Genomic DNA, 26,354 nt, shown 5'->3' with positions numbered 1-26,354 from the left:
TGAGTAACAGTAGGAGTTGCAGGAAGGAAATGAATGATGAGACTTAAATTAGTAGGAACCTTAACTTGTATAGTAGTAATGCTAGGTATCTTTATCATTTACACCAATATATCTATTGGTAAAGAACCATATAAGACAAACCATGAAACTAGTGAAAACTCCATAAATAAAGAAAAAAATAGTAAGCAAAATGGGACTTCAAATAAGATAGCAAGTTCCTTTGCTAGTATACAGGCTGTAGTAAATAAGGAATATGGTTTACCCGAAGACTATATGCCAGAGGATTTAGTTGTACCAAATGTACCGTTCTCATTTAGTGGAACGGTAGAAAAGAGTCATCTTCGTAAAGGAGCAGCGGAAGCGTTAGAAAAACTATTCCTTTTAGCTAAGCAAGATGGGATCCAGTTGAATGCTGTTTCAGGATTTCGTTCCTATGGGTATCAAAAAGGTCTGTATGCCAACAATGTTAAAAAGAAAGGGCAAGAGCATACGGATCGCTTCTCTGCAAAGCCAGGGCATAGCGAACATCAAACAGGGTTAACGATGGATGTTTCTTCTAAAAGTGCGAACAATGAACTAGAGCTATCCTTTGCGAATACGAAGGAAGGAAAATGGCTGAAAGAAAACGCGCATCGTGCAGGGTTTATCATTCGTTATCCTAAGGGGAAGGAAAGTATTACGGGTTATGCATATGAACCTTGGCATATTCGCTATGTAGGAGATATTGCTGAAAATATATATAAGGAAAAACTGACTTTAGAAGAATATATGAATCTGTGAAAATAGAATTGAAGAGTTAAACTGTATTCATTGTTTATGAATGCTACTTTTTCTATTAAAAAGCCTAATTTCTCAATGTTTTGTAGAGAAATTAGGTTTTTTTCATCACTTCATTAGAGTTTTTTAGGCTTCGTTCGTTGGTATACTTCACACAATATTATAAAGGAAATAGAACTTACTGAAGATAACATATGAATGTTTTATAAATGTATCAAAAAAGTGAACAAAATCGTTATTTTGCACAACAAGGTAGTCAGCGTAATGAAATAACTGCTTGTAAAAAAAGAAGCCCTACAGGAAATATTACAGGGCTTCACCAAGTTGAGTTATGTCGTATTCACAAGGGATTTTAACATGATATTTGTGTTGAATAAACTGGTAAATGTGTCCAAGTAATTTGGAGCTATTTTATAAAAAAAGAGAAGCGCTTAATCAGGACGCTCCTCTTAATGCCAATACACAATAACTATCCCATTATACTGTATAAGCGTAAAATATTTAACAATTACCTTCATGGTAAATATTTCATTTTGTCTTAGTACCTTTAAATCACGAAAAAAGGTTCTGCTGTTTCCAACAGAACCTTTCCTAAAATGGCAAAGAGTAACTCTTACCTTACTCTTTGTTCATATACTACAGGAGTTTTAATGAAAATCCAAGGCTCCTTATATTGAGAAATAAAGAAGAATCATTATAAAAAATTTTATCTTTTTTCATAAATAAAAGAGCAGCTAGCAAAAACTAACTGCTCAATACAAGGAGATACAGAGAAAACTAAATGGATTTTGGCATACAGCCTATCAACATTATGGACATAATATTGATTTTTATTCGAAGGAATTCATGTTTTACAAATCAGATTATGATAGTCGATATTCTCCATATTGACCAGAAAAGAACCAAGAATTCTAGTGAAATTCCAAGTGTTCTTTTCCTAGTTTTTTGAAATTCTTTTGCTAAATAGCCAATAGCGCTAATTGCTAGAAGAATGAAAAGAATAAGTTCTAGTGTAACTGGCATTTGATCTACTCCTAATCCATTATTTTAATTTAGTATATAACGATTATAAGATATTTTTTGTGATTAGTGGTGAGAAATTAAACAAAACCATCTCTTTACGAAAAAAGGTCCTGTTGTTTCCAACAGAACCTTTCCTAAAATGGCAAAGAGTAACTCTTACCTTACTCTTTGTTCATATACTACAGGAGTTTTAATGAAAATCCAAGGCTCCTTATATTGAGAAATAAAGAAGAATCATTTAAATTGTTTTTGAGTAGAAATGAAAATAGGGGTTTGCCTTAAACATTTATTATTAATCAAGAATATGAGTATAGAAACAGGCTTAAATTTTGTAATGGTGGAGGGGATTGTTGTGGACATAACTCAAAGTGTGGTAAGAATAGTGGTTAATGGGAAAGACCTTCTGTTCACTTCAGTTCAAACCTCTGCATGGAATCATGGACCTGTAAATGATTTAATCGTTTCGACGAATCAGAGAGTGAATGAGTTTTATCAATTCATGTGGTCACAAGTACCAGTTACGATCTCGGTGTATTTTCTTCAAGGGGCGGACTTAATGAGATTCGCTAGGATCGCTGGAATTAATGAACGTGTAACGGGAGAATATATATCATTTCATTTGGGGATAAGAAGAATTCAAAGTAGCTTAACAGCTGCTTTTTTATTTTGCATAGAAAAAGGAACCATAATAGGCTCCTTAATTTGATTCAGAAGTTGTGTAGTTTTTCTTGATGATATCTTTTATGTTGATAATTAAGGATATAAGGAATCCAGCAGCTAGGATACCGTTTACCCAGTAATATGTATTCCCGGATGTAAATTTATTATAAAAGGAATCGATATTATAATACACTAAGCCTGCTGAAATGACGGTAGAGATTACTAACGTACCAAAACTTTTCATGACGCTGCCCTCCGATTCTGAAATTTTAGACTTTTAATACAATTATACATTTAAATAAAAAAGGTTTACAAAGGAATTACCATAAGGAGGAGTTATAACGAGTTTCTTCCAATTGATGGTTTTTATTTTTGAAAAAATAACTATTTTATAAAAAATATTTTTTGACCCCCATAAAATTATTTGTTCCTTCGAATATATATAAGTAGAAGAAAACAAATGAAAGAAAAAGCTAAAATTACCAAAAATATAGCGAAGAGTTATTCAAAGATTGCAGCTAAAATAGAAAAGAGCAAGAAGAACAAGTGGTATTGCAAAAGAAAACAAGAAAGTAATACAAAATACAGACTTCACTTTAGTACAAGTGGAAAAAATAGTCATATAAAAAGTCGGCCTCGAAAAATATGAGCACCAGCAAGAAGACAAGCCCAAAGAAAAGTACTAAGAAAATGTGGTTAAATGGTCACTTGTTTAGTGGCCATTTTGCTATTTGAAGCAGAAGGAGGCAGGGAGATTACTAGTGTTGAGTTTAGTAATGAAAATCTTAAAAAAAACGAAAATAGAAGATATCGTATTTAACATACAAAACAACGGAGGAGATAAGGAAGCTTTTATCGTACAGTATCAGCCATTTATTAGAAAATCAATCTCGTCTGTCTGCCGCAGGTACATTACAGAACAGGATGATGAATATAGTATTGGATTGTTTGCGTTTAACGAAGCAATTGAACAGTATTCATATAAAAAAGGAAAATCTTTTCTGGCGTTTGCTGATCTTCTTATAAAAAGAGATGTAATTGACTATATACGCAAGGAGTCTAAGCATAATCTTGTCTTTTTAAAAGAAGATAAGCAAGAGGAAATATTAGAAATACAAGTATCGCTTACGGAGTATATGAAAGAGATGGAAAATAGTAACCGTAAGGAGGAAATTCTTCATTTTCAAAGTGTGCTAGCTGAGTTTAAAATCACATTTTCAGAGCTTGCTAAGGAATCCCCTAAGCATCGTGATACGCGTGAGCACTTAATAGAAATTGTAAAGATTATTATAAAAGACGAGAAAATGATGGAAGAGCTGTTCCGAAAGAAAAAGTTACCCCTTAAACATATTGAACCACGTGTTAGGGTAAGTCGTAAAACGTTGGAGCGACATCGAAAATACATTATTGCGATGTGTATTATCTTTGCAAACAACTATACATATATTCTGGATTATATAAGAGGGGAGAAGCATGATGAATAAAGGAATTGTGATGGATATAAAGAAACATAACGTAGTTGTTTTAACTCCAAATGGAGAGTTTATTACGTTTAAAAGAAAAGTACACTCTTACATGATTGGAGAGGAAATCTCGTTTAACGAACAAGAGCAAAGAGCACCGCGTTTTTCAATGCCACCTTTCTTAAAGCCTACAACAGTAATTGTTGCTGGTTTTCTATGCGTATTGCTGTTTTTCTACAATCAACCAGAAGAAAAAGTGTTTGCTTATGTCTCAGTTGATATAAATCCAAGTTTAGAGGCGAGCGTAACGGAAGATCTTCGTGTTATAGATTTGCGGGCTTGTAATGATGACGGAAGGCGTATTTTAAAAGAAATGAAAGGGTGGGAAAATAAGCATCTGCAAGATGTGATACGCACTATTATAAAGCAGAGTCAAAGGGATAAGTACTTAACGAATGATAAGCAAGTTATGCTAACAGCTGTTACAAAGGACAAATCGCTAGAACCACAGTTGGAAAAGGCTATGCAAGAATTAAAGAAAGAGTATGAGATAAAACATGTTACAGTCGAATATCAAAGCAGTACGATGCAAATACGGGAGGATGCCAATAAAGCAGGAGTTGGCACAGGTGTTTATATAAAGCAAGAGAAAGAGAAGCAGAAATCGCTTACTCCACCTGCATCGCCGTCTAATCAAGAACAACAAAAGTCATCTTCTGATGCATCATCGGACGCATCTCCTGTAAAAGAAGAAAGTAACGAGAAGAAAGAGCATATAGAACAAAAGCAGTCTAATGAACAACAACCGAAGCAAATAAAAGAAAATAATGGGAATCAGCAAGAGAACAACGGAAGAGGATCACAAGGAAATAATGGGAATGGGCAAGGAAACAACGGCAGAGAGTCACAAGGAAATAATGGAAATGGGCAAGGGAACAAAGGCAGAGGGTCCCAAGGGAATAATGGAAACCAGCAAGGGAACAACGGAAGAGAATCGCAAGGGAATAATGGACATCAGCAAGAAAACAACGGTAGAGGTCCACAAAAAGAAAATAATGGACACCAGCAAGAAAACAACGGTAGAGGTCCACAAAAAGAAAATAATGGACACCAGCAAGAAAACAACGGTAGAGGATCCCAAGGGAATAATGGGCATCAGCAAGAGAATAACGGAAGAGAATCGCAAGGGAATAATGGAAATGGTCAAGGAAACAACGGAAGAGAATCGCAAGGGAATAATGGAAATCAGCAAGGGAACAACGGAAGAGAATCGCAAGGGAATAATGGGAATGGGCAAGAGAACAACGGAAGAGGATCACAAGGAAATAGTGGGAATCAGCAAGAGAACAACGGAAGAGGATCACAAGGAAATAATGGGAATCAGCAAGGGAACAATGGTAGAGGGTCTCAGTAAGGAAAGCTCCTACCACATAATATCGAGTGAAAGAAAAATCTATAGAATATTGAACAGAGGGATTCCTTCCATCTGAAGGAATTTCTTAATATTTTTTAAAATGACGGACATAAAATCGTATATCCTTTCGAATTATATATATGGATATCATTAATATTTATATAAAAGGGGAGAAAAAATATGAAAGAAATGTATGAAGAAATCACTGAAGTATTAAAGGTGTTGGCGCATCCTGTCCGTTTATCATTAGTAAAAATAATGCTTGCAAAAGGTCCTATTAACGTAACGACAATGTATGAAACATTACAAATGCCTCAAAGTACAATTAGTCAACATTTATCTAAACTAAAAGCTACTAAAGTCGTTACAGGTACTCGGAAAGGACTAGAAATTTATTATGAAGTAACAGATAATCGTACAAAAGCGATATTATTAAGCTTGGCTTAAAGGGTAACTGTTTAGATTTCAAAATTAAGTAAGCAATTCAGCGACTATAATTTTCTTATTAACATTAGTCGTATGTGTTGTTGTTTTTAATTTGTTTAATACATTTCTTTATTAGGGTCTTGCCGTATCACTATCAAGCTAAAGTTTAAATGGATTATAAAAATGAAAGTTTTCTTATTAGGGTCTTTTTGTTAGCTTGATAGTGATGTGCCATTCCCACTAGTATGTAAAGAATTTGGTAGTTTTTTTAGTCATGTAATCTTTTGATCTGATGGTCTTTTCCCCATTCAAATAGTTCATCCATAATTTGCATTAAAGATTTTCCATGTTCGCTTATTGTGTACTCAACCTTTGGTGGTACTTCTTGATATACAGTACGATGGATAATCCCATCAGCCTCAAGTTGCCGAAGTTGCTGTGTGAGAACTTTTTGTGTAATGTTTGGAATTTCTCGTTTTATTTCATTTGTTCGCATTTTTCCATCCGCCAAAACACATAAAATATGAATTTTCCATTTTCCACCGATCACGTCGAGTGTCGTTGCGATTGGGCAATTATCATTTTGATTCATATAACACCTCCAAAGGTACTTTAAGGTTCCTATAGCACTTTAAAGTACGTACTTTTCAATTATATGTGACTCACTCATACTAATACGTAAAGGATTGAATAATTTAAAAAGGGGATGGAAGATGATGAGAACACTTGTAATTGTAGCACACCCTGATATTGAAAAATCAAAAATTAATAAAAGATGGATCGAAGAACTTGAGAAACATTCGGATGAAATAAAGGTGCATGAATTATATAAAGCGGCACCAAATTGGGAGTTTAATATTGAAGAAGAGCAAAAGCTATTAGTAGAACATGACAGATATATATTTCAATTTCCACTTTATTGGTACAGTTCACCACCATTATTAAAAAAATGGTTCGATGATGTATTAACATATGGATTTGCCTATGGATCAAAAGGGGATAAAGTGAAGGGGAAAGAATTTGGTGTAGCTATTTCTATAGGTGGGTTAGAAAAAGACTATAAAAATAGCGGAATTACAATGGATGAATTAACGAAACCATTCCACGCTACGAGCTTATATACAGGAATGGAATTTATACCATCATTTTATTTATATGGTGCGGAATATGAAATCAGTGATGAAGAGATTGACAAAAGTGCACCTGAGTATGTGAAATATGTGATGAATAAGGAGTTTTCTAATATATAAGGAGAAATAGCCATTTACTTGTTAAGTAGATGGCTATTTTTGTTTATCCCGCATTAACCGCCCGTAAGGTGTGGACTAATAATCAGTGGGGATGAACACCTCACATCGACTAAAGATTCACTTCATTTAAATTCACTAAGTTTAATCTTTAGTAAATTAATAATTAATCTGGTAAAATAAAAACCCTAACACATATAAAGGGGGAGTTTTACTTGAGAACGATGCGACAATTATTACAAAAAAGAGCAATGCAGTCACCAAATTTGGAAGCGCTTATCGGTGGAGAGAAAAGGTATTCGTTTCAGCAGTATAATGAACGAGTAAATCAGCTTGCACATTATTTGTTACATACCGGTATGGAAAGAGGGGATCGTATAGGAATTCTATGCAAAAATAATCATCCGTTTCCAAGCGTTATGATGGCAAGCTTAAAAATTGGAGCGGTATTTATTCCGCTTAATCATCAGCTTACTGCTTATGAATTAGAATCGATTGTAAAAGAAGCGAGATTAAAAGTATTAGTTATTGATGATGAATTTAGTGAAGTTGTATTAAAGATTAATGGAGTTAAAGAAATTCCTTATGTAATTGAGACGACAAAAGAAGGATTTGGCTCATTTGAATTAAAATTAAAGGAACAGCCAATAACAGAGCCGAATGTGGACGTTCATGAAGATGATGATGCCATTTACTTATTTACTTCAGGAACGACTGGAAAGGCAAAAGCATGTGTAATTGGTCATAAAAACTTACACCATTATTTTACTGAAATTGCGGGGCAAAGAGAAATTCCAGCAGGTGAACGCTTTTTATCAGTGCACCCATTGTTTCATATGAGTGGCGTGCTTTCTATTTTAAATTGTATTTATCATGGCGTTACGATGGTCTTTTTAGCTGATTCGAATCCTACTCTTATTTGGGATAAGATTGAAGAAGAGAAAATTACTACGATGCTTGCGTTCCCAGCTGTTTATAGTTACATGCTTGATGAATTAGATAAAAAAGAGCGCAACATTTCGGCCTTTAAAGTAGCGCAAAGTGGTGGTACAAAAGTGCCAGAAACACTCATTCAAAAATATATGGAAAAAGGCATTTATATGGTGCAAGGTTATGGGAGTACAGAAGGTTGGGTAGTAACTTCTTGGCATCCAAATATGGGAAAAGAAAAAATGTCTTCTGTAGGGAAAACTTTGAAACATGTAGAGCTGAAAATTGTTCATCCAGAAACAGGTGATGAGCTAACAACAAATAAAGTTGGAGAGATTCACGTGAAAAGCCCGTACATGTTTAAAGGATATTGGAATAATGAAGAGGCAACAAAGAAGGTAGTAAAAGATAATTGGTTTAACATGGGTGATGCCGGTATGATAGATGATGATGGATTTCTACATATCATGGGAAGATATAAAGACGTTATCGTACGCGGTGGTGACAACGTATATCCAGATCAAGTAGAAGATGTAATTCATGAAATAAATGGCGTTTTAGAAGTTGCAGTAGTTGGGATTCCAAATGACTTTTGGGGGGAGGTTCCAACAGCTTACATTGTAAAGGACATTCAAACGTCTTTAACAGAAGAAGAGATTATTCAGCATTGTAAAGAAAAACTAGCAAGCTATAAAATACCAGAAGTTGTATTTATGGACGAATTACCGAAAAACGCTTTAGGGAAAGTGTTGAAGAGGGAATTAAGGGATGTTTTTCTTGTGAAATAAAAGGTTATTAAATAATGAAGAATCCAGTTATGTAAAAAGCATAACTGGATTTTTGTTTATAAAAAACATAATGATTTACTAGATTTTGTATTTTGTGTAAGATAATAAAGAATATTCAATTAACAATTAAAGGAAGAGATATAAATGAAGCTGCCACTATTACAAGTAGAGACAGAGAGACTGATTATTCGTCCATTTCAAAAAGAGGATTATGAAAGTTGGTTAGATGGATTCAATAAGAGGTTACCATCTCAATATAAATACGATGATGGCTATCATGACATGTCGTCTTCAACGAAAGAATGGTTTACGGAATGGATAAGAGGATTTGATGAGGCGGCAAGACGGGATGAAATGTACGTTCTAGGTATTTTTCAGAAAGAAGATGGCGCCAATATTGGAAAGCTAGAACTTATAAAAATTTTACGTATGGACTATCAATGGGCGATGATGGGTTACTCTATTCATAATCAACATTGGAAAAATGGATACGGAGCAGAAAGTGTAATAGCTGCGCTGCCGTTATTTTTTAATGGCCTGCAATTTCATAGAATCGAATTACATATACATATCGATAATGAGCCATCTATTCGTCTTGCAGAAAGAGCTGGTTTTTCATTTGAATGTACGAGAGAGGCATTTTCTATGGGGAATGGTAAGTGGGCAGATTTTCTTATTTATTATAAAAATAATGAAACGAACAAATAAGGGGATAAAAAATGAAGACTATAAACGTATTTCATTACGACGCATTTACGAATAAACCAAATATGGGAAATCCAGCAGGTATTGTATTAGAGGCGGATGGATTAAAGGAAGAGGACATGCAGCGTATTGCTGAAAAAGTTGGATTTAACGAAACAGCTTTCGTTCTTTCTTCAGAAGTAGCAGATATAAGAATTCGCTATTTTACACCTGGGCATGAAAATGATTTATGTGGTCATGCGACAGTAGGGACAATATATGCACTTCATAAAAGAGGAATATTGGGAGGGAAACATAATTTAACGATTGAAACGAAGGCGGGGGTTTTACCAATACATATAGGTGCGAATGAAAATGGGGAAACTTTTATTAAAATGAGACAAGCAATACCTAAGTTTCAAAGTTTTGCAGGTTCCAAAGAGGCATTAGCTCACAGTATTGGTCTTGAAGTGAATGATTTAGATGAAAATTTACCGATTGTATATGGAAATACTGGTATTTGGACTTTAATTGTACCTATCAAAAAAATTGATGCATGTGAAAGAATGAAACCTAATAATAATGAATTTCCATCGGTGCTAAAAGAAATGCCAAAGGTTGCGATTCATCCACTTTGCTTAGAGACATATGATGCAGAAGCAAAAATGCACGGTCGTCATTTTTCATCACCTTATTCTGGAACGATTGAAGATCCAGTGACAGGAACAGCTTCAGGTGTAATGGGAGCGTATTATGCGACGTATTTGGAGAAAGATTTTGACCATGAATTGGAGTTAATCGTTGAGCAAGGACAGGAAATAAATAAAGATGGTCGTGTAATGGTTTATGTAACGAAAGATGTAGAGAATGAAAAGTTACAAATAGATATTGCGGGAACAGCGGTGTATGTGAAAGAGTTTGAAGTTTCAATATAAAAGAATGAAGCCCAGTATATAACCGGGACTTCTTCTTACCTGTTCAACACTTCAATATACGAAGCATCCCCAGCTGTTCTAATAGTAGAGCGGAAATTATTGTTTTCTAACGTTTCAGCAACTTGTTTTAATTGCTGTGCATCATCGTGATGAATGAGTAAACTATCTGCACCACTTTCTTCTATATGAATATGCTCAACATTTCCAATCGCTTCATGTACTGCTTTTAAAAATTCAGGTTTCATATTGTCCTCCTAATATGTATGTAACGTTGTTGTTAGTATTTCCTTATTTTTGAAATATAAAAGTAAATGATTTTTTGTTATATTAAGATTTTGGAAGGGGTTTCCTATTCGTTTGTCAAATAATAGTAAAGTTGTCTTTTTAATTGAGGGAATCTTCGGAATTAAAGGGTGAGAGAATGGACATTTCAATAATTGCTGCACAACTAGTTAAGGAGAAAGTTATTTCACATGATCCAAATAGCGTAAAAGCGTTGAACGGAGGAACGACAAGTACTGTATATTTGTTGGACGAAAAATATGTAGTAAAGCTGAATGAAGCGGAAGTAATACGTGAAGAAGCTAATTTTCTCTCATTTTATGAGGAGAATAGTTTATTTTCAAAGCTTTTGTATAAGGAACCTTTACATACATATTTCGTGTATTCTTTCCTTGAAGGTAATACTTTGTGTAAACAAGGATATAAACGAAGTACGCTTCGTACACTTGTAAAAGAAGTTATCAATAAGTATAAAATGGTTCAGGGGCAGAAGGCTGGGGATGGAAAGAAAGTCCGGTTCGATCTTGGAATGAATTTTTAACGGCAAATGTATGGAAGCTTATGAAAATGTAAGACGTTACATAAGTGAGGAAGATTATAGAATTGTTCTTAAACTAGCAAATAGGGACGCCGGAGTAAATCAGCCATTTTTATTACATGGTGATTTCGGATTTCATAATTTTATATTTCGAGAGAGTAGGTTACATGGGGTAATTGATCCGTTACCTATTTTAGGAGATCCTTTATATGATTTAATTTACGCGTTCTGTTCAACTCCGTAAGATTTAACAAAAGAAGTGATTGGTTATGTGATAAAACCATGTATATTTCATAAAAAAGAACGAGATTTATATGAGGAAATAGTCATAGGTTTATATTTGTGTATAGATACATGTTTGAGACACCACCCGAAAGATTTAGAAGATTACTTAGTAGCTTGGCGTTATTGGATGAACGAAATTGATCCGGCTTTATAGTACAAATAGTTTGGGGGAGATAGTGAAATGAACATAGCAGAAGCAAAACGAGATTTAGCACAAAGAACGAAAAAAGGATTTCCAGTTATAATAGCTGGTATTTTATTTTGGGTTGTAGCGAGTATAACGGGTGTTCTTCTTTCAGAAAAGCAAGTTGTGTGGGTGTATTTAATTGGTATGGGGTGTGTGTTTCCTTGCGGCCTAATGATAGCTGCCATATTAAAAATTGATATGTTTGCGAAAGGAAATCCGCTCGGGACTTTAGCAGGAGTAATTGGCGGGATAAATGTATTAAATATTCCGTTTGTGTTACTTGCCTATTTTCAATTTCCAGAGTGGTTACCTTTTGTAGTAGCGATGTTAATAGGTGTTCATTTTGTACCGTACGTATGGATTTATGAAAGTAAAAGTTATGGTTTACTGTCAGTAGGGACCGTATTCGTAACGTCAGTTTGCGGGATTCTTTTTGCTGACAATGGATTTACTGTAATTCCATTGTCAGTTACAGCTGTCTACTTACTAACTCTAATAGGTTTATTAATTGAAAATAAAAAAATAGATCATTATCAACAAAAATCAGCTTAATAAAAATATATGGATAGGGGGAATTATTATGAAAAATTTCGTTTGTACAACGTGCGGCGTACAGTATGCAGCGAGTGTGGAAGAACCGGTAAGTTGTGTTATTTGTGATGAGGAGAGACAATATGTGAATCCGAAAGGGCAGTCTTGGACGACTTTAGAAAACTTGCGAACGAGTGATACATATAAAAATGAAATAATAGAAGAAGAGCATAGACTTTATAGCATTACGACAAAACCTAAATTTGCGATCGGTCAAACAGCATTTGTCATAAAAACAGATTCCTATCGTTTATTATGGGATTGTATTACTTATTTAGATGAAACGACAATTGGGAAGATAAAAGAGTGGGGCGGGTTAGATGCGATTGCACTATCTCATCCTCATTATTATTCGATACAAGTAGAATGGGCAGAAACGTTTGATGTACCAATTTATATACATGAAGACGATAAAGAGTGGGTAGTACGCCCGAGTAGTCGTATTATTTATTGGTCTGGTGAGTCTTTACAATTAGCGGACGGAATTACTATTCATCGTCTCGGAGGACATTTTAGCGGCGGTTCTGTATTACATTGGGAAGAAGGAAATGATGGGAAAGGTATTTTATTAACAGGTGATATTATTCAAGTCGTAGCGGATCAGCAGTGGGTGAGTTTCATGTACAGCTATCCAAACTTAATTCCATTGCCAGCGAGAAAAGTGGAGGAAATGGCGAATCGAGTGAAGCCATTACAGTTTAATCGTTTATATAATGCTTTTCACGGAGTAGTGAAAGAGAATGCAAATGAGGCAGTGGAACGTTCTGCTGAAAGATATATTAAGGCGGTAGAAGGAAAGTTATTTCGTACGTGAAAGGAGAATTAGCTCTATGAAAACGTTAGTATGCTTCGGTGATAGTATTACAGCTGATGAAACGTTTTTTGATGGAACGCCAAGGTTAACACCGCGTCTGCAAGAGATGTTTCCAAATTGGAAGGTGGTAAACGCGGGGGGGCCGGGCGATAATACGTTCGATGCGTTACATAGGGTTGAAGATGATGTACTATCACATAAACCAGACTTTGTAACAGTTTTTCTTGGTACGAATGATTCGGTGTTATTTGATCCAGTGCCATTACAATCTTACAAAGAAAATTTAGAGAAAATTGTAAGTGCGATTTCATCAGAAAAAGTATTACTTATTAGTCCTGCACCAGTTGATGAAGCAAGGCAACATAATAGAACGAATGAAGTACTCGGTCAATATGCAAATGTGGTTGAGGAAGTGGCGAAAGAAACAGGAAGTCATTTTCTAAATTTGTACGCTGAAATGATTCAAGAAAAGGATTATAAGAGATTTGTAGAAGATGATGAAAAGGACGGTTTACACTTCGGACCACAAGGTTATGAATATTTAGCGAAGTTAATTTGTGAAAAGTTAAAAGGGATTTTGTAGGAAGCAAAGCGTGGGCGCTTTGCTTTTTTGTTCGCGTATTTCCTCCTACAATGCAGTAGCTTTTATTATGCTAATTATATTTCATAGTAGCACATGTAAGAATGAAATGAATAAAGTGAAATATAATTAGACCTTACCAATTGGGTTATTAAGGGGAGCCCGACTTCGACCTAACTTTTTTGCTCTTGCCAAATTTTGAGGCGGTGCACTCAAATAGCGGGATAAAATGTACTTTAAAGAGGTGGTTAGCCGTAACACTATGAGACATTCGTACAAAAGAAAATGATTTGTTCCGCTAATGGAATGTATCCAAGACTTAACAGTTGATTAATTGAACTGTAAAGTTTAAAATTACAGTATAGTTTTTAGAAGTGAGTTGCTATTTTTTGTGAAAAACAGATAAATTAAATATTCTCGAATGAATAATATAACGTGTATTTCATTCTGAACTGTAATTTTTTTAATACATTTCAATAATCTATATAATAATTTAAAAAGTAAAGGAGTGTGTAAAATATGGTGATTTTATATACGACAGCAAGCTGTAGTTCATGCCGAAAAGCAAAAGCATGGCTTGAAGAACATCAAATTGATTATACCGAAAAAAATATCGTATCAAATTCTCTTACAGTCGATGAACTTAAATCCATTCTTCGTTTAACTGAAGATGGTGCTACTGAAATTATTTCAACTAGATCTAAAACTTTTCAGGAATTAAATATAAATATTGAGGCGCTTTCGCTTAATGAGTTTTATAAATTAATAATTGAGTATCCTCAAATGTTACGTCGTCCAATTATGCTGGATGAAAAAAGATTACAGGTTGGTTTTAATGAGGAAGAAATTCGCAAATTTTTACCGCGTAGCGTTCGAACATTTTTGAATATAGAATTGCAAAAAATGGCTAATTAATAAGTAATATTTTGAAAGGAGGAAACAGAAGTGATTGAAGTATGTGTTACAGTTAATTATAAAGATAGAAACTATCACACAAATGTTATTGTGAGTAAAGATACGATTTGGACAAAAATTATACAATTGGCAGAAGAACAAGTTAAGAAACAGTGGACTGTTTAAATTTATTTGCAACTTAAAAAGCTAAATGAAGTTAGGAGATATAGGGGAGTTCTGATAGAATATAAAGGAATTTATTTTTTCATGCTAAGCATGCTTCTTATATATTTTAACGTTTGACTAACCTATCTGTAATATTTATGGCTACAGTATGTTACTAAACGAGAAATCATATTTTTTATCGTAGGAGGACAACAATGAACAGCGACTTTACCTTGGCCATTCACAGTTTAACTTATTTAGCTTTACAGCCAGATCGGATGTCAACAAGTAATGCTATTTCCGAAAGTGCAGGTGTTCATCCAGTACGCATTCGCAAAGTGCTAAGTTTGTTAAAAAAACATAAGTTTATACAATCAAAAGAGGGAACGGGTGGAGGTTTTATTTTTGCCCGTGATTTAAGTGAAATTAATCTTTGGAATATGTATCAAATAACCTCTGAAGGGGCATTGCAGCCGAAGTGTCCAGAATCAAATGATCAGTGTATTGTAGGTTCGAACATGCGGAAAGTTCTTTTTGCTATTTTCTTAGGTGCGGAAGAACATCTAGGTGAATATTTAAAGAATTATACAATGAAAGAAGTTGTTGATCTTATTAATCAAGAACGTTAAGCGGCTTAATTATTATGTAGCCGTGAGTTCTTAAAAAATAAATGTAATAAAAAACATTACAGTTTAAATTGGTTTTTATATCTTTTTTATCGTTACAAAAAATATTTATAAGCAGGTGAAAAAGTATGATGTCAACTAATAATCATGTTTTAAAAGTGGGAGATTGGGTTCGTGGAATATCAAATGAGGGTGAATTCATAGTGGGTTACATTGTATCACTTGATGAAGTGGAAGGTGTAGTTACAGTTAGCATTGTGAAACGTGACGACAAGTACACAATGAACGAAGCGATTTTACTCTTTAGTAAACATGTTAACAAACTCCCTGAATCAAAGGTAATAAATAAGGAGCAAATCCTTTATCTTATAGACCTTGCATTATTAACAGGGGATGAAGAATGGTTTATTGAGCTCTCTGCAAAATTAAACTTGATAAAAGAGCTAGTTAATGAGGGGTTTTAAAGATTACATTATTCGTTTTTAATAGGTTGGATCGTGCAATAAGCAATAATATCATCTAAAAGGAAATGAAATAAAACCCATTCAATACAAACATAGAAATATCCCTGAAGAAGAGTTGAAAAAACTAAAATTAAGATGACATTGAAGTGATTCGTTTGCCCACTCCTAACAATGATAATGATGTAAATAAGCTGTCCATATGGGCAGCTTATTTTATTTTTTCGTTTAGCGAAGATTTTTGCAAAATGTTAGCGGTTCTCTTATTGTCATCAAGTTAAAATATGTATTTTCCTAAAAATGTATATGAATGCAATGTTGATAATATATAACCTAAAAATTGGTTTATGTATTTAAAAAGAAATTTCTTTTTAACCACGTTAATTATTTATTAGAATATCTTTTTTAAGTCAAAATAAAATTTTTAGATAAAGAAGAATATAAATATTTTTAAAATGAGTAGCTTGAATAAACAATATTTTACTGTGTTTTTTGCTGATTAATTCCGTTATAAGCGATAGGAACAAGGGTTGCATGCTAACTGTAAATTATTATCCATGTAAAATTATATCCATTAGATATTTCTGGAAATATAAAAATATTAATTTTATAAATATACACGTTATAATGAGGGCGTCGAGAGAAATTTTATGATCTCTGGAGAAAATATAAAAAATGCGATTAATAGAAAGAAAGGCGTGTAATTAGAGGCGAAATGTATGTAAAGTGCTTCAGTGGCTTGTGTAATCAATACCATAAATGCTGCCGAAGTTATGAAAGTGATGTATAGAATTGAGAAAGAAATGCCTCATAAATGAAGAGAGGCCGGTTTATCTAAAATTACTGTTACAAGTAAGTAAGAGAAACCATTAAAGTAACACACTGTTATTAGAAATGTTGCAACGTATTTATGAAGTCTATTCAATATTGTTCTCTTAAGCGGTCTTTATATAAAGAGCGGATAGTACGAGTAAACTTTTTTGTGAACGCTAACATTTATGTTAGGACGCTAACTAGCGAATGTTTCAATTTGGATTCATTATGATGAAGGACATACAATGTGTGGCAACTTGTAAGGAATTTATTTTCCGAAAAAAGGGAATGTTCGTTAGCTATAAAGAGATACGCAAGAATAGGATACAAGGGGGAGTTATTATATGAACGGGAATACTGCAAAGAAAATAGAAGTTCAAGCTGAAAATATCGCACTAGAAAATGAGCAATATGCAGATCCGAAAAAGTGGCATAAGCAGGATACTACATGGGCATTGAGCCTATTTGGAACTGCAATTGGAGCAGGGGTGCTCTTTTTACCGATTAATGCAGGTTCAGGTGGTTTATTATCATTACTACTAATTACATTGCTTGCATATCCAGTTATGTATTACTCACATAGGGCACTTGCTAAAATGATATACGCTTCTAATTCTGCTGATGAGGGGATCACAGGTACAATTAGAGAGTATTTCGGAAATAAAGCAAGTATCATTTTTAACATCGTATATTTCGGTTCAATTTATACAATCGTGCTAATGTATTCGGTTGCGCTTACAAATACTGCAAGTAGTTTTATCGTGCATCAATTGCACATGCCAGAGCCTCTAAGGGCTATTTTATCACTTGTATTAGTTCTTGGTCTTATCGCTATACTGAATTTTGGTCAAGATATTACTGTAAAGATCATGAGTATGCTAGTGTATCCTTTCATAGCTTCTCTACTTTTTATCGCAATATCTTTAATTCCACAGTGGAATACGTCAATGCTTAGCTTTTCAACTGTTTCTACTGCTTCAACAGGAACAGGATATTTTGGAACGATACTGTTGATTCTACCAATCATCGTATTCTCATTTAATCATTCACCTATGATTTCATCATTTGTTGTAAAACAGAGAGCTACGTATGGAATAGAAGCTACTGATGCTAAATGTACGCAAATACAAAAAGTTTGTTATATCATGACATTCGCTGTAGTTATGTTCTTCGTTTGGAGTAGTACATTAAGCTTGACTCCAGAGGATTTAAAAATGGCAAAAGAGCAAAACTTATCAATCCTTTCATATCTTGCTAATGAGCTTAATTCACCTGTAATCACGATTGCAGCTCCAATCATTGCTTTTGTGGCTATTACAAAATCTTTCCTTGGCCATTATATCGGAGCATTTGAAGTAATGCGTGACATGATTATTAAGTTCGGTAAATCACGTGGGAAAGTTATTGAAGAAAAAACAATTAAGACAATCGTCCTTACTTTTGTTGTATTGTCATGCTGGTTTGTTGCTTATACAAATCCAAGTATTCTTGGACTTATTGATTCTCTAAGCGGTCCATTAGTTGCTGCTATCTTATGTCTATTACCGATGTATGCAATCAATAAAGTACCAGTACTAGCTAAATACAAAGGGAAAATGAGTAACGTATTTGTTATTATTGTAGGTGTACTTACTGTTTTAGCAAGTATTAAATCATTATTCTAATTCACGATTGTTAGTTCTAATGCAAAATAAAATAGAACGATTTTGGGACAGACTTCTCCGTTTGGAGAGTTTGTCCTTTTTTAATGCGTAACAATTTTATCTTATTGATTTTATGAGATATTTCCGCATAATTGTAACTAAGGGAGATGATTCCAAGTTGAGTAAGCTGAATATAAGCACAACAGTTTCAGGAGATATAATTGTTACCCATCTTATTGGCAAGATTAAAACAGATGATGTTTATGAATGGTTTAATGGCTTCGAGCAGGTTTGTCAGCAATTCATTTCCGAGGGTCGGAAATACAAATTGCTGGTAGATAGAAAAGGGTACACGCCAGATCATTTTTCTGTTCAAAAAGCATGGAAAGATAAGTTTTTCAATGAAACGATTTTGAATCACAGTAAGGCAATTGCTTTTCTCCTTGAAGAAGGGGAGATACTGAATTATTTACAACAGTCCAATACAAAAGAATCTGTGAAATTTTTTGATGATTATGAACAAGCATTAGTTTGGTTGAATGGATATCCCATATGAAATTGTTAGCGAACCAGTTGCCTAAGTAACTGGTTTTTTTATGCTTGTAAGAAATATCCGGAAGAAAACTTCTATACGAGATGTTTAGTACGAAAGGACATACTTTTTTAAGGCGTTAAATATAATTCATAATAGCACCAAGAAGAAAAGAATACGCTTTACGGTATTAGTTATATGGAAAGGCCGTACGATAGAGTCACAGAAATTCAAAAATATCAATGTGGCATAAAGTGAGTAAGGGGGATAAACATATGAGCGCTTCAAATTTGAATGAAATAAGTAAGCAAATTTTAATAGAGGAGGAAACACTTCAATTTTCCTCTTTTACAAATGAAGATGCACTGCAAATAGGTTTATTTATCGTTGAAACGGCGAGGCAAGAAGGGAAATTGATTGCTGTTGATATAGCGAAAAATGGTGTGCAACTATTTCATTTCAAGATGACAGGGACAACTGCGGAAAATACGCAATGGATTGAGCGTAAAAAGCGAGTTGTTTCTTTGCATAATCATAGCTCGTATTATATGCAGATACAAAGTGAAATAACGGGCGTTCCATATAATGAAAAGTATCTTTTAGATAGGTCGGATTATGCTGCGTTTGGTGGCTGTGTTCCTGTCCAAATAAAAGATGTAGGAGTTATTGGAATGATAACAGTTTCAGGATTACCACCAGAAGAGGATCATGAATTAGTTATAAGGGCAGTTAAAAATCATTTGAAACAATAGTAAAAAGGCAAAATCGAACAAGAATATGTTCGGTCTTGCCTTTTTATTATTCAGTTCATGAACATATTTCTAATAAGATGTTACGGAATTAAAATTTTTAATTCGAGACACTTTTCTTGACGATTATAATCTATGTAGTTAATATGATAGACGTAACGTAATTAAATTACTAAAAGTAATTAAGTTATTTTATGTAAGTTAAAATAAGTAAGTAGCATGTGGTAAAAATGCTTTGAATTGCCACTATTAATATTGGGGACAATTAGAAAGCGACAAATATAAAAAATTAGAAGTTAAGAAGTAAGGTTGGATCAAAAATAATAGTAGCTTCTGTACAATGCATTTTTACTAAGGTGACAATGACTATACATCACGAGGGGGACTGAAATTGGAATCAATGACCTTTGTTTTATTTGGAGCAACAGGAGATTTAGCTAAAAGAAAAATTTACCCCGCGCTATATAACTTATATAGAGATCAAAAGATTCCAAAGCCAATATCCGTTATTGGGCTTGGAAGACGTGAAGTATCTCATTTAGATTTTCAAAAAAGAGTAAAAGAATCCATAGACACTTTTTCTCGTCGCAAAGATGAAGGTACTCCGAAAATAGAAGATTTTTTAGAGTATTTTCGTTATTGTCCCTTAGATGTGAATAAGCCAGAAGATTATAAAAGGTTATTACAAGTAGTTCGTGAAAGGGAAGAAGAACAAAATATACAAGGGAATAGAATGTTCTACCTTTCAGTTACTCCTGACTTCTTTGAGACCATTGCTTTAAATATTAAGGAAAGTGGACTCGATGGAACGGATGGATGGAAGCGCCTGATGATTGAGAAACCGTTTGGTCATGATCTTACATCTGCCCGAGAGCTGAATGATAAGCTTAGTCGAACGTTTGAAGAAGACGAAATATACCGTATTGATCATTATTTAGGTAAACCGATGGTTCAAAACATTGAAGCACTTGAATTTGCAAATCCTGTTCTCCAATCGATTTGGAATAAAGAACATATAGCGAATGTACAAATAACAGCTAGTGAAACGGTTGGGGTAGAAGAAAGGGCAGCATATTATGATCATGCAGGAGCCATTCGCGATATGGTTCAAAATCATATGTTGCAAATATTAATGATGACTGCTATGAATCTGCCAGAAAAGATAAATGCATGTGAAATTCGTGAGGAAAAACGAAAGGTAATGGAAACTCTTCGTAAAGTGAAAAAAGAAGACGTTCAGAACCATATCATTCGCGGACAGTATGCTTCAGGAGAGATAAAAGGGCAACAAGTTGTAGCGTATAGAGAGGAACCAGGAGTAAATCCTTCTTCTCAAACAGATACATATGTTGCGGCTCGCTTATGGATTGATAACCCATTTTGGACTGATGTTCCTTTTTACATACGAACAGGAAAAAGAATGAAAGAAAAGTCTACTCGTATTGTAATTGAGTTTAAAAATACATTAAAACAGCAATATCAAGATAGTAATCCAAATGCAGAGCCTAATTTGTTAATCATTGAAATTAGCCCAAATGAAAATGTTTCACTCCAATTAAATAGTAAAAATCCATTGAACAATGGAGAGCTAGAACCGATCCGTATTCATTTTACTTGTGAGCAAACAGGAGTGGGAATACCTGAAGCCTACGAAAGGCTTATCTATGATGCTGTATGTGGAGATTCTACATTCTTTGCACACTGGAGAGAGGTTGAATTGTCATGGGAATGGGTGCAGCCAATCCTTGAAGCGTTCGAAGAAAACTTGTTACCTTTTCATGAATATGAGTCTGGCTCGTATGGTCCGGATGCTGCTCATGCTCTATTACAAGAAAGTGAATTTAAATGGTGGTTAGATGAGGGATTGAAAAAATAAGTACATTCTTATAAGTAAAGCAATATGACAAAAGATATTCATCATTTTATTAACATGTATTTATGATGAAAGGTAATTCAAGGAGGAATTGTATTATGAGAGTAGGATTAATTGGTTTAGGTAAAATGGGATTAAATTTAGGGAAGAATTTAATTGATCATAAACATGAAGTAGCTGCATTCGATTTAAATACGAGTGCAGTGGAAGAAATGAAAGCGTATGGGGCTACAGGTACGTCTAGTTTAAACGAACTTGTTCAATCATTAGAATCACCAAGAATTCTATGGGTTATGGTTCCGCACGCTGTTGTTGATTCTGTTATTAATGAGGTTACACCGCTGTTATCAAAAGGAGATATTTTAATTGAAGCTGGGAATTCACATTATAAAGAGTCTATTCGCCGATATGAGCAACTAAAGACAGATGGCATTCACTTTATGGATGCAGGAACTTCTGGCGGAATGGAAGGTGCTCGTAATGGTGCTTGTTACATGATCGGAGGAGATCAAGAAGCTTGGGACATCGTTGAACCTATTTTCCGAGATACAGCTGTAGAAAATGGATTCTTATATGCAGGAAAAGCTGGTAGTGGTCACTTTTTAAAAATGATTCACAACGGAATTGAATACGGAATGATGGCTGCCATTGGTGAAGGATTTGAGGTTTTAGAGAAGAGTGAATTTGACTACGATTATGAAAAAGTATCAAGAGTATGGAACAACGGTTCAGTCATTCGTTCATGGTTAATGGAATTAACTGAAAATGCATTTTCTAAAGATGCAAAACTGGATGAAATTAAGGGCGTTATGCATTCTTCTGGTGAAGGAAAATGGACAGTAGAAACAGCATTAGACCTTCAAACAGCAACTCCTGTTATCGCAATGTCTCTATTAATGCGCTACCGCTCATTAGACAATGATACATTTACAGGAAAAGTTGTAGCAGCACTGCGCAATGAATTTGGCGGACATGCAGTAGAAAAGAAATAAAAATTTTAAAATTATAACTCGTTAGCGTTTAAAAAATGGAGGGAATGAATCATGAAGTTTTTTATTGATACTGCAAATCTTGAGGACATAAAAAAGGCATATAAACTAGGGGTTTTAGCTGGCGTTACAACGAATCCTTCTTTAGTAGCGAAAGAGGGCATTAAGTTTGAAGACCGTATTGCAGAAATTTGTCAGGCAGTACCTAACGTTGAATCTGTTTCGGCAGAAGTAACTCCAGATGTTGTTGCAGCTGAAGAAATGATTTCTCAAGCAGAAGAACTAATTAAAATTAACGGTGGTGATAAAAACATCACGATAAAACTTCCGATGACACTAGCAGGATTAGAAGCTTGCCGCTACCTTACTGAAAAAGGTGTGAAAACGAACGTTACACTTATTTTCACTGTGAACCAAGCTCTTTTAGCTGCTCGAGCAGGTGCAACGTACGTCTCTCCATTTTTAGGACGCTTAGATGATATTTCTGAAGATGGCGTATTATTAGTTGCTAAAATTGCTGAATTATTCGATGTTCATCAATTAGATACACAAATTATTGCGGCTTCTGTCAGAAACCCAGACCATGTCACTCGTGTAGCGATGGCAGGTGCTCACATTGCAACAATTCCTTATAAAGTCATTGAACAACTTGCTATGCACCCATTAACAGATCAAGGTATTGAAAAGTTTGCTGCGGATTGGGCGAAAGCGCCTAAGTTATAATGAAATGAAGATTTCACTTTTCAAAATAGCACTATAGTTATGAAAAGGACCTCCTTATGAGAGAGAAGTTTATTAAAACGTAGCTCTCATAAGGGAGCGTCTTTTTTGTATACATCATGGTGCTCTTTTGTTATAGGAATAATTTGAAAGGGGTTACATAGTGAGCTCGAAATATATGATTGGTGTAGATATTGGGACAACTAGTACAAAATCAGTTTTGTTTTCGATTGATGGATCAGTTATTGCAAGTCATGGGATTGAATATCCTTTATATTCTCCCGCACCAGAAACAGCAGAACAAGATCCAGAAGAGATTTTTCAAGCGGTCATACATACGATTAAAGAAACTATACAATCAAGTAATGTGCAGCCAGTTGATATTCTTTGTGTTTCTTTTAGTTCGGCAATGCATAGTGTCATTGCTGTAGACGAAGCAGGGAAGCCGTTAACGAGATGTATCACTTGGGCAGATAATAGAAGCGCAAGCTGGGCAGAAAAAATAAAGAATGATATGAATGGTCATGAAATTTACCTTCGTACTGGAACACCAATCCATCCTATGTCACCACTTTCGAAATTAGTTTGGCTTAAGAATGAACATGATGAGTTGTTTGCAAAAAGCTATAAATTCATCTCTATTAAAGAGTATGTTTTCTATAAGTTATTTAAGGAATATGTAATTGATTATTCTATTGCATCAGCAACAGGAATGTTCAATTTGAAATTTTTAAAATGGGATGAGGCAGCTCTTCGTGTCGCAGGAATTACCGATAAAAAGCTATCTACAGTTGTTCCAACGACGCACAGTTTAATAGGGATAAATGAAGAACTTGCAAGAGAGATGAATGTACTTGTTACTACTCCTTTTATAATCGGTGCGAGTGATGGGGTACTATCGAATTTAGGTGTAAATGCAATAGAACCTGGAGTAGTTGCTATTACAATTGGTACGAGCGGTGCAGTGCGAGTTGTCACAAATCATCCTGTAACGGATCCGAAAGGTAGGACTTTTTGTTATGCGTTAACTGAGGACCTTTGGGTAATTGGTGGACCGGTTAATAATGGTGGTATGATTTTTAGGTGGGTTCGCGACCAATTATGTACGTTAGAAGTTGAGCATGGGAAGCGTTTAGGAAAAGATCCATATGAAGTGCTTACGGAAATAGCGGCAAAAGTGAATCCTGGATCTGATGGTTTATTATTTCATCCGTATTTAGCAGGCGAAAGAGCTCCTTTATGGAATGCAAATGCGCGGGGATCTTTCTTTGGGCTTGGACTACATCATAAGAAAGAGCATCTTATACGTGCTGTTTTAGAGGGAATCATTTATAACTTGTATACAGTTCTTCTTGCGTTAAAAGAACTAATTGGCGAACCGAAAAAAATTCAAGCGACAGGTGGTTTTGCAAGGTCAGAACTTTGGAGACAGATGATGGCAGATATTTTTCATCAAGACGTATACGTTCCTGAAAGTTTCGAAAGCTCTTGCCTAGGAGCGGCAATCCTCGGTTTATATAGCTTAGGTGAAGTAGATACATTACATGTAGTTTCTAATATGGTAGGTGCCAATTTTTATCATGAGCCAAACATGGAAAGTGTGGAGAAATATAAAGATTTAACACCGATCTATATTCGTTTGGCCCGTCACTTGGAAGAAGAATATGAAAGTATAGCAGCTTTTCAGAAAAAGTGGGTTTAGAGGCTATTTGGCAGAAAAATATGGTAGCGTATAAAGAGGTACTCCGATTTTTTAGGATATTCTTTCAATGAATAATAGTTTTAGGTTGCTTAGTAAGAAGTGTGATGAACAAAAACTATAGGGAGAGGGTTATGAAAATGACGGATAACAAAGAGTTTATTGGATATGTTGGAACTTACACGAAAGAAAATAGTGAAGGAATATATACTTTTACTTTACATACGGAAGCGCAAAAAGTTAGTAATGTAACACTTGCGGCTAAGCTGGATAACCCTACATATGTAACGATTAGCAAAAATAATCAATATCTCTATTCTGTTGTAAAAGAAGGAGAAGCTGGTGGTGTAGCTGCTTATTTGATTAATAGTCATACTGGAGAGCTAGAGGAACAAAATAGACAAGTAGTAGAAGGGGCTTCTCCTTGTCATATTAGTGTGGATAGTGGAAATCAAACGGTAGTTACAGCGAATTACCATAAAGGAACGATTGAGTCTTTTGAAGTAGATGAAGAAAATGGAACTGTAAATCCTGCTTCATCTATTATGGCACATGAAGGTTCAGGTCCAAATAAAGAAAGACAAGAAAAACCACATGCACATTACGCGGGATATACTCCTGATGAAAAATATGTGGTAGGTGTTGATTTAGGGATTGATAAAATAATTACATATGGAATAAAAGATAGTACATTAAAAGAAGTGAATAGCTTGTCTGTGAACCCAGGAAGCGGTCCGAGACATATTGCTTTTCATCCAAATGGAAAGTACGCTTATGTGATGACTGAACTTAGTTCGGAAGTCATTGTGTTAACATATTATCCGGAAGAAGGATCCTTTACAGAGTTGCAGTATATTTCTACAGTTCCAAAAGAATTTGATGGAAATAGTCAAGGAAGTGCTATTCATATTTCTTCTGATGGCCGTTTTGTATATGCGGCGAATCGTGGGTATAATAGTATCGCTGTTTTCAGTGTAAATCAAAACTCAGGTGAACTTACATTTGTTGCACATACATCTACAGAAGGAAATTGGCCGAGGGACTTTGTGTTAGATCCTACTGGAAAATTTCTTATTGCTACAAATGAAAAGTCACATAATCTTGTGCTATTTTCAAGAAATGAAACGACAGGGAAGTTAACACTGTTACAATCTGATGTTGTTGTACCAGAGCCTGTTTGTGTTAAGTTTTTAAATGTTTAATTTGTGATTGGTAGAATTTCTATTTCTTCTTCGGTCTACGTACTAACTCACCGCCACAATTCGGGCAAACATTTTGTCTTTCCTCTGTACATGGTGCACAAAATGTACATTCATACACGCATATGTATGCTTCAGAATTAGGCTGAAGGGAATGGTCGCAAATTTGACAGTTTGTTTTCATTTCTAATGCCATCGTAATCCTCCTCGTTATTTGAAAGTTCTTAATTTAATTATAATTAATATTGTAGTGGGTGTCCTTTTTAAATGAAAAGAAATAGACGGATTATGTTGTTGTTTGAAATGAAATAGGTCCATTTGTTTTAAAATTGATTATTTAGTGCAGTTGGAATATTATGAAATAGTC

General features: G+C 34.6%; 27 protein-coding genes and 2 pseudogenes. 25 read left to right on the top strand and 4 right to left on the bottom strand.

Annotated features, from left to right (window positions below; translation table 11 throughout):
- Positions 1 to 36 precede the first annotated feature (36 nt).
- Complete coding sequence (locus JFT95_RS14330; protein ID WP_201053662.1) at positions 37 to 780, top strand: M15 family metallopeptidase; 744 nt, start codon at positions 37 to 39, stop codon at positions 778 to 780.
- Between the two features lie 1,372 nt (positions 781 to 2,152).
- A pseudogene (locus JFT95_RS14325) lies at positions 2,153 to 2,429 on the top strand (hypothetical protein).
- Between the two features lie 68 nt (positions 2,430 to 2,497).
- Here the strand turns inward: JFT95_RS14325 and JFT95_RS14320 are convergent.
- Positions 2,498 to 2,704 (bottom strand): hypothetical protein, encoded by a 207-nt coding sequence (locus tag JFT95_RS14320; protein WP_000834521.1) that lies wholly within the window; start codon positions 2,702 to 2,704, stop codon positions 2,498 to 2,500.
- Between the two features lie 517 nt (positions 2,705 to 3,221).
- Between JFT95_RS14320 and sigI the strand changes: the two genes are divergently transcribed.
- The 3 genes from sigI (at position 3,222) to JFT95_RS14305 (ending at position 5,784) form a co-directional block, all read left to right on the top strand.
- Positions 3,222 to 3,944 carry an RNA polymerase sigma factor SigI gene (sigI, locus tag JFT95_RS14315; protein WP_002128341.1) on the top strand — a complete coding sequence of 241 codons (723 nt, stop codon included), beginning with the start codon at positions 3,222 to 3,224 and terminating at the stop codon, positions 3,942 to 3,944.
- Positions 3,937 to 5,337, top strand: coding sequence for an anti-sigma factor domain-containing protein (locus JFT95_RS14310; protein ID WP_274606779.1), 1,401 nt, complete (start codon positions 3,937 to 3,939; stop codon positions 5,335 to 5,337). Before sigI ends, JFT95_RS14310 begins: the two co-directional genes overlap by 8 nt.
- Positions 5,338 to 5,517: 180 nt before the next feature.
- On the top strand, positions 5,518 to 5,784 hold the full coding sequence (locus JFT95_RS14305) for an ArsR/SmtB family transcription factor (protein WP_000661861.1): 267 nt from the start codon (positions 5,518 to 5,520) through the stop codon (positions 5,782 to 5,784).
- A gap of 247 nt (positions 5,785 to 6,031) precedes the next feature.
- On the opposite strand, the gene JFT95_RS14300 is transcribed toward JFT95_RS14305, so the two are convergent.
- Complete coding sequence (locus tag JFT95_RS14300) at positions 6,032 to 6,355, bottom strand: winged helix-turn-helix transcriptional regulator (RefSeq protein ID WP_002033301.1); 324 nt, start codon at positions 6,353 to 6,355, stop codon at positions 6,032 to 6,034.
- 124 nt (positions 6,356 to 6,479) lie between these two features.
- Here JFT95_RS14300 and JFT95_RS14295 point away from each other — a divergent pair, with 124 nt between their 5' ends.
- The 4 genes from JFT95_RS14295 to JFT95_RS14280 all read left to right on the top strand — a co-directional run bounded on the left by JFT95_RS14295 (position 6,480) and on the right by JFT95_RS14280 (position 10,347).
- Positions 6,480 to 7,013, top strand: a complete 534-nt coding sequence (locus JFT95_RS14295; RefSeq protein ID WP_201053661.1) for an NAD(P)H-dependent oxidoreductase — start codon at positions 6,480 to 6,482, stop codon at positions 7,011 to 7,013.
- A 212-nt stretch (positions 7,014 to 7,225) separates the two neighbouring features.
- Positions 7,226 to 8,728: a class I adenylate-forming enzyme family protein gene (locus JFT95_RS14290; RefSeq protein ID WP_201052613.1), complete on the top strand. Its 1,503-nt coding sequence runs from the start codon at positions 7,226 to 7,228 to the stop codon at positions 8,726 to 8,728.
- 144 nt (positions 8,729 to 8,872) lie between these two features.
- Positions 8,873 to 9,436 carry a GNAT family N-acetyltransferase gene (locus tag JFT95_RS14285; RefSeq protein ID WP_002190220.1) on the top strand — a complete coding sequence of 188 codons (564 nt, stop codon included), beginning with the start codon at positions 8,873 to 8,875 and terminating at the stop codon, positions 9,434 to 9,436.
- Between the two features lie 11 nt (positions 9,437 to 9,447).
- Positions 9,448 to 10,347, top strand: coding sequence for a PhzF family phenazine biosynthesis isomerase (locus JFT95_RS14280; protein WP_201052611.1), 900 nt, complete (start codon positions 9,448 to 9,450; stop codon positions 10,345 to 10,347).
- 35 nt (positions 10,348 to 10,382) lie between these two features.
- On the opposite strand, the gene JFT95_RS14275 is transcribed toward JFT95_RS14280, so the two are convergent.
- Entirely contained in the window at positions 10,383 to 10,592 is a 210-nt protein-coding gene (locus JFT95_RS14275; protein ID WP_201052609.1) for a hypothetical protein, read from the bottom strand.
- 176 nt (positions 10,593 to 10,768) lie between these two features.
- On the opposite strand from JFT95_RS14275, the pseudogene JFT95_RS14270 reads away from it, so the two are divergent.
- The 16 genes and pseudogenes from JFT95_RS14270 to JFT95_RS14195 all read left to right on the top strand — a co-directional run bounded on the left by JFT95_RS14270 (position 10,769) and on the right by JFT95_RS14195 (position 25,990).
- Positions 10,769 to 11,606: pseudogene (locus tag JFT95_RS14270) on the top strand (phosphotransferase family protein).
- 27 nt (positions 11,607 to 11,633) lie between these two features.
- Complete coding sequence (locus JFT95_RS14265) at positions 11,634 to 12,191, top strand: DUF7010 family protein (RefSeq protein WP_002014046.1); 558 nt, start codon at positions 11,634 to 11,636, stop codon at positions 12,189 to 12,191.
- Positions 12,192 to 12,219: 28 nt separating this feature from the next.
- Positions 12,220 to 13,044 carry an MBL fold metallo-hydrolase gene (locus tag JFT95_RS14260; RefSeq protein WP_002167930.1) on the top strand — a complete coding sequence of 275 codons (825 nt, stop codon included), beginning with the start codon at positions 12,220 to 12,222 and terminating at the stop codon, positions 13,042 to 13,044.
- Between the two features lie 16 nt (positions 13,045 to 13,060).
- The gene (locus JFT95_RS14255; protein ID WP_002128326.1) at positions 13,061 to 13,627 is read left to right on the top strand and encodes an SGNH/GDSL hydrolase family protein; all 567 of its coding nucleotides are present in this window, start codon (positions 13,061 to 13,063) and stop codon (positions 13,625 to 13,627) included.
- Between the two features lie 516 nt (positions 13,628 to 14,143).
- Positions 14,144 to 14,539 carry a transcriptional regulator SpxA gene (gene spxA, locus JFT95_RS14250; RefSeq protein ID WP_000236196.1) on the top strand — a complete coding sequence of 132 codons (396 nt, stop codon included), beginning with the start codon at positions 14,144 to 14,146 and terminating at the stop codon, positions 14,537 to 14,539.
- A 30-nt stretch (positions 14,540 to 14,569) separates the two neighbouring features.
- Entirely contained in the window at positions 14,570 to 14,704 is a 135-nt protein-coding gene (locus JFT95_RS14245; RefSeq protein ID WP_201052607.1) for a BA3454 family stress response protein, read from the top strand.
- Between the two features lie 194 nt (positions 14,705 to 14,898).
- Entirely contained in the window at positions 14,899 to 15,312 is a 414-nt protein-coding gene (saiR, locus tag JFT95_RS14240; RefSeq protein WP_001083471.1) for an Rrf2-family transcriptional regulator SaiR, read from the top strand.
- 125 nt (positions 15,313 to 15,437) lie between these two features.
- Positions 15,438 to 15,773 (top strand): IDEAL domain-containing protein, encoded by a 336-nt coding sequence (locus tag JFT95_RS14235; protein WP_201052606.1) that lies wholly within the window; start codon positions 15,438 to 15,440, stop codon positions 15,771 to 15,773.
- A 1,154-nt stretch (positions 15,774 to 16,927) separates the two neighbouring features.
- Positions 16,928 to 18,247 (top strand): aromatic amino acid transport family protein, encoded by a 1,320-nt coding sequence (locus JFT95_RS14230; protein ID WP_201052604.1) that lies wholly within the window; start codon positions 16,928 to 16,930, stop codon positions 18,245 to 18,247.
- 112 nt (positions 18,248 to 18,359) lie between these two features.
- A complete protein-coding gene (locus tag JFT95_RS14225; protein WP_078178710.1) occupies positions 18,360 to 18,782 on the top strand; it encodes a SpoIIAA family protein in 423 nt (140 codons plus the stop codon).
- Between the two features lie 218 nt (positions 18,783 to 19,000).
- Positions 19,001 to 19,510 (top strand): heme-degrading domain-containing protein, encoded by a 510-nt coding sequence (locus JFT95_RS14220; RefSeq protein WP_002014036.1) that lies wholly within the window; start codon positions 19,001 to 19,003, stop codon positions 19,508 to 19,510.
- 388 nt (positions 19,511 to 19,898) lie between these two features.
- Positions 19,899 to 21,383, top strand: coding sequence for a glucose-6-phosphate dehydrogenase (zwf, locus tag JFT95_RS14215; RefSeq protein ID WP_201052602.1), 1,485 nt, complete (start codon positions 19,899 to 19,901; stop codon positions 21,381 to 21,383).
- Between the two features lie 95 nt (positions 21,384 to 21,478).
- Positions 21,479 to 22,372: a phosphogluconate dehydrogenase (NAD(+)-dependent, decarboxylating) gene (gene gnd / locus JFT95_RS14210; RefSeq protein ID WP_002014034.1), complete on the top strand. Its 894-nt coding sequence runs from the start codon at positions 21,479 to 21,481 to the stop codon at positions 22,370 to 22,372.
- Between the two features lie 51 nt (positions 22,373 to 22,423).
- Positions 22,424 to 23,092 (top strand): fructose-6-phosphate aldolase, encoded by a 669-nt coding sequence (gene fsa / locus JFT95_RS14205; RefSeq protein WP_201052600.1) that lies wholly within the window; start codon positions 22,424 to 22,426, stop codon positions 23,090 to 23,092.
- A gap of 157 nt (positions 23,093 to 23,249) precedes the next feature.
- Entirely contained in the window at positions 23,250 to 24,791 is a 1,542-nt protein-coding gene (gene gntK, locus JFT95_RS14200) for a gluconokinase (RefSeq protein ID WP_033708043.1), read from the top strand.
- A 137-nt stretch (positions 24,792 to 24,928) separates the two neighbouring features.
- Entirely contained in the window at positions 24,929 to 25,990 is a 1,062-nt protein-coding gene (locus tag JFT95_RS14195; RefSeq protein WP_002167935.1) for a lactonase family protein, read from the top strand.
- A gap of 19 nt (positions 25,991 to 26,009) precedes the next feature.
- Here JFT95_RS14195 and JFT95_RS14190 read toward each other — a convergent pair whose 3' ends face one another.
- Positions 26,010 to 26,183, bottom strand: a complete 174-nt coding sequence (locus JFT95_RS14190; RefSeq protein ID WP_002110926.1) for a DUF1272 domain-containing protein — start codon at positions 26,181 to 26,183, stop codon at positions 26,010 to 26,012.
- Positions 26,184 to 26,354: the final 171 nt, after the last annotated feature.

It is taken from the genome of Bacillus sp. TH17 (assembly GCF_016651125.1).
In the GTDB taxonomy this organism is placed as follows: Bacteria; Bacillota; Bacilli; order Bacillales; family Bacillaceae_G; genus Bacillus_A; species Bacillus_A mycoides.
This window is presented reverse-complemented; position numbering and strand designations above follow the sequence as displayed.

What these genes read in the sequence shown, in the direction of transcription:
- fsa (WP_201052600.1), top strand. Translation starts at nt 22,424, where the DNA reads ATGAAGTTTTTTATTGATACTGCAAATCTTGAGGACATAAAAAAGGCA.
- JFT95_RS14330 (WP_201053662.1), top strand. Translation starts at nt 37, where the DNA reads ATGAGACTTAAATTAGTAGGAACCTTAACTTGTATAGTAGTAATGCTA.
- JFT95_RS14285 (WP_002190220.1), top strand. Translation starts at nt 8,873, where the DNA reads ATGAAGCTGCCACTATTACAAGTAGAGACAGAGAGACTGATTATTCGT.
- JFT95_RS14220 (WP_002014036.1), top strand. Translation starts at nt 19,001, where the DNA reads ATGTGGCATAAAGTGAGTAAGGGGGATAAACATATGAGCGCTTCAAAT.
- JFT95_RS14300 (WP_002033301.1), bottom strand. Translation starts at nt 6,355, where the DNA reads ATGAATCAAAATGATAATTGCCCAATCGCAACGACACTCGACGTGATC.
- gnd (WP_002014034.1), top strand. Translation starts at nt 21,479, where the DNA reads ATGAGAGTAGGATTAATTGGTTTAGGTAAAATGGGATTAAATTTAGGG.
- JFT95_RS14305 (WP_000661861.1), top strand. Translation starts at nt 5,518, where the DNA reads ATGAAAGAAATGTATGAAGAAATCACTGAAGTATTAAAGGTGTTGGCG.
- JFT95_RS14265 (WP_002014046.1), top strand. Translation starts at nt 11,634, where the DNA reads ATGAACATAGCAGAAGCAAAACGAGATTTAGCACAAAGAACGAAAAAA.
- saiR (WP_001083471.1), top strand. Translation starts at nt 14,899, where the DNA reads ATGAACAGCGACTTTACCTTGGCCATTCACAGTTTAACTTATTTAGCT.
- JFT95_RS14195 (WP_002167935.1), top strand. Translation starts at nt 24,929, where the DNA reads ATGACGGATAACAAAGAGTTTATTGGATATGTTGGAACTTACACGAAA.
- JFT95_RS14280 (WP_201052611.1), top strand. Translation starts at nt 9,448, where the DNA reads ATGAAGACTATAAACGTATTTCATTACGACGCATTTACGAATAAACCA.
- JFT95_RS14235 (WP_201052606.1), top strand. Translation starts at nt 15,438, where the DNA reads ATGATGTCAACTAATAATCATGTTTTAAAAGTGGGAGATTGGGTTCGT.
- JFT95_RS14230 (WP_201052604.1), top strand. Translation starts at nt 16,928, where the DNA reads ATGAACGGGAATACTGCAAAGAAAATAGAAGTTCAAGCTGAAAATATC.
- JFT95_RS14255 (WP_002128326.1), top strand. Translation starts at nt 13,061, where the DNA reads ATGAAAACGTTAGTATGCTTCGGTGATAGTATTACAGCTGATGAAACG.
- JFT95_RS14310 (WP_274606779.1), top strand. Translation starts at nt 3,937, where the DNA reads ATGAATAAAGGAATTGTGATGGATATAAAGAAACATAACGTAGTTGTT.
- JFT95_RS14225 (WP_078178710.1), top strand. Translation starts at nt 18,360, where the DNA reads ATGAGATATTTCCGCATAATTGTAACTAAGGGAGATGATTCCAAGTTG.
- spxA (WP_000236196.1), top strand. Translation starts at nt 14,144, where the DNA reads ATGGTGATTTTATATACGACAGCAAGCTGTAGTTCATGCCGAAAAGCA.
- JFT95_RS14295 (WP_201053661.1), top strand. Translation starts at nt 6,480, where the DNA reads ATGAGAACACTTGTAATTGTAGCACACCCTGATATTGAAAAATCAAAA.
- JFT95_RS14190 (WP_002110926.1), bottom strand. Translation starts at nt 26,183, where the DNA reads ATGGCATTAGAAATGAAAACAAACTGTCAAATTTGCGACCATTCCCTT.
- JFT95_RS14320 (WP_000834521.1), bottom strand. Translation starts at nt 2,704, where the DNA reads ATGAAAAGTTTTGGTACGTTAGTAATCTCTACCGTCATTTCAGCAGGC.
- JFT95_RS14260 (WP_002167930.1), top strand. Translation starts at nt 12,220, where the DNA reads ATGAAAAATTTCGTTTGTACAACGTGCGGCGTACAGTATGCAGCGAGT.
- JFT95_RS14275 (WP_201052609.1), bottom strand. Translation starts at nt 10,592, where the DNA reads ATGAAACCTGAATTTTTAAAAGCAGTACATGAAGCGATTGGAAATGTT.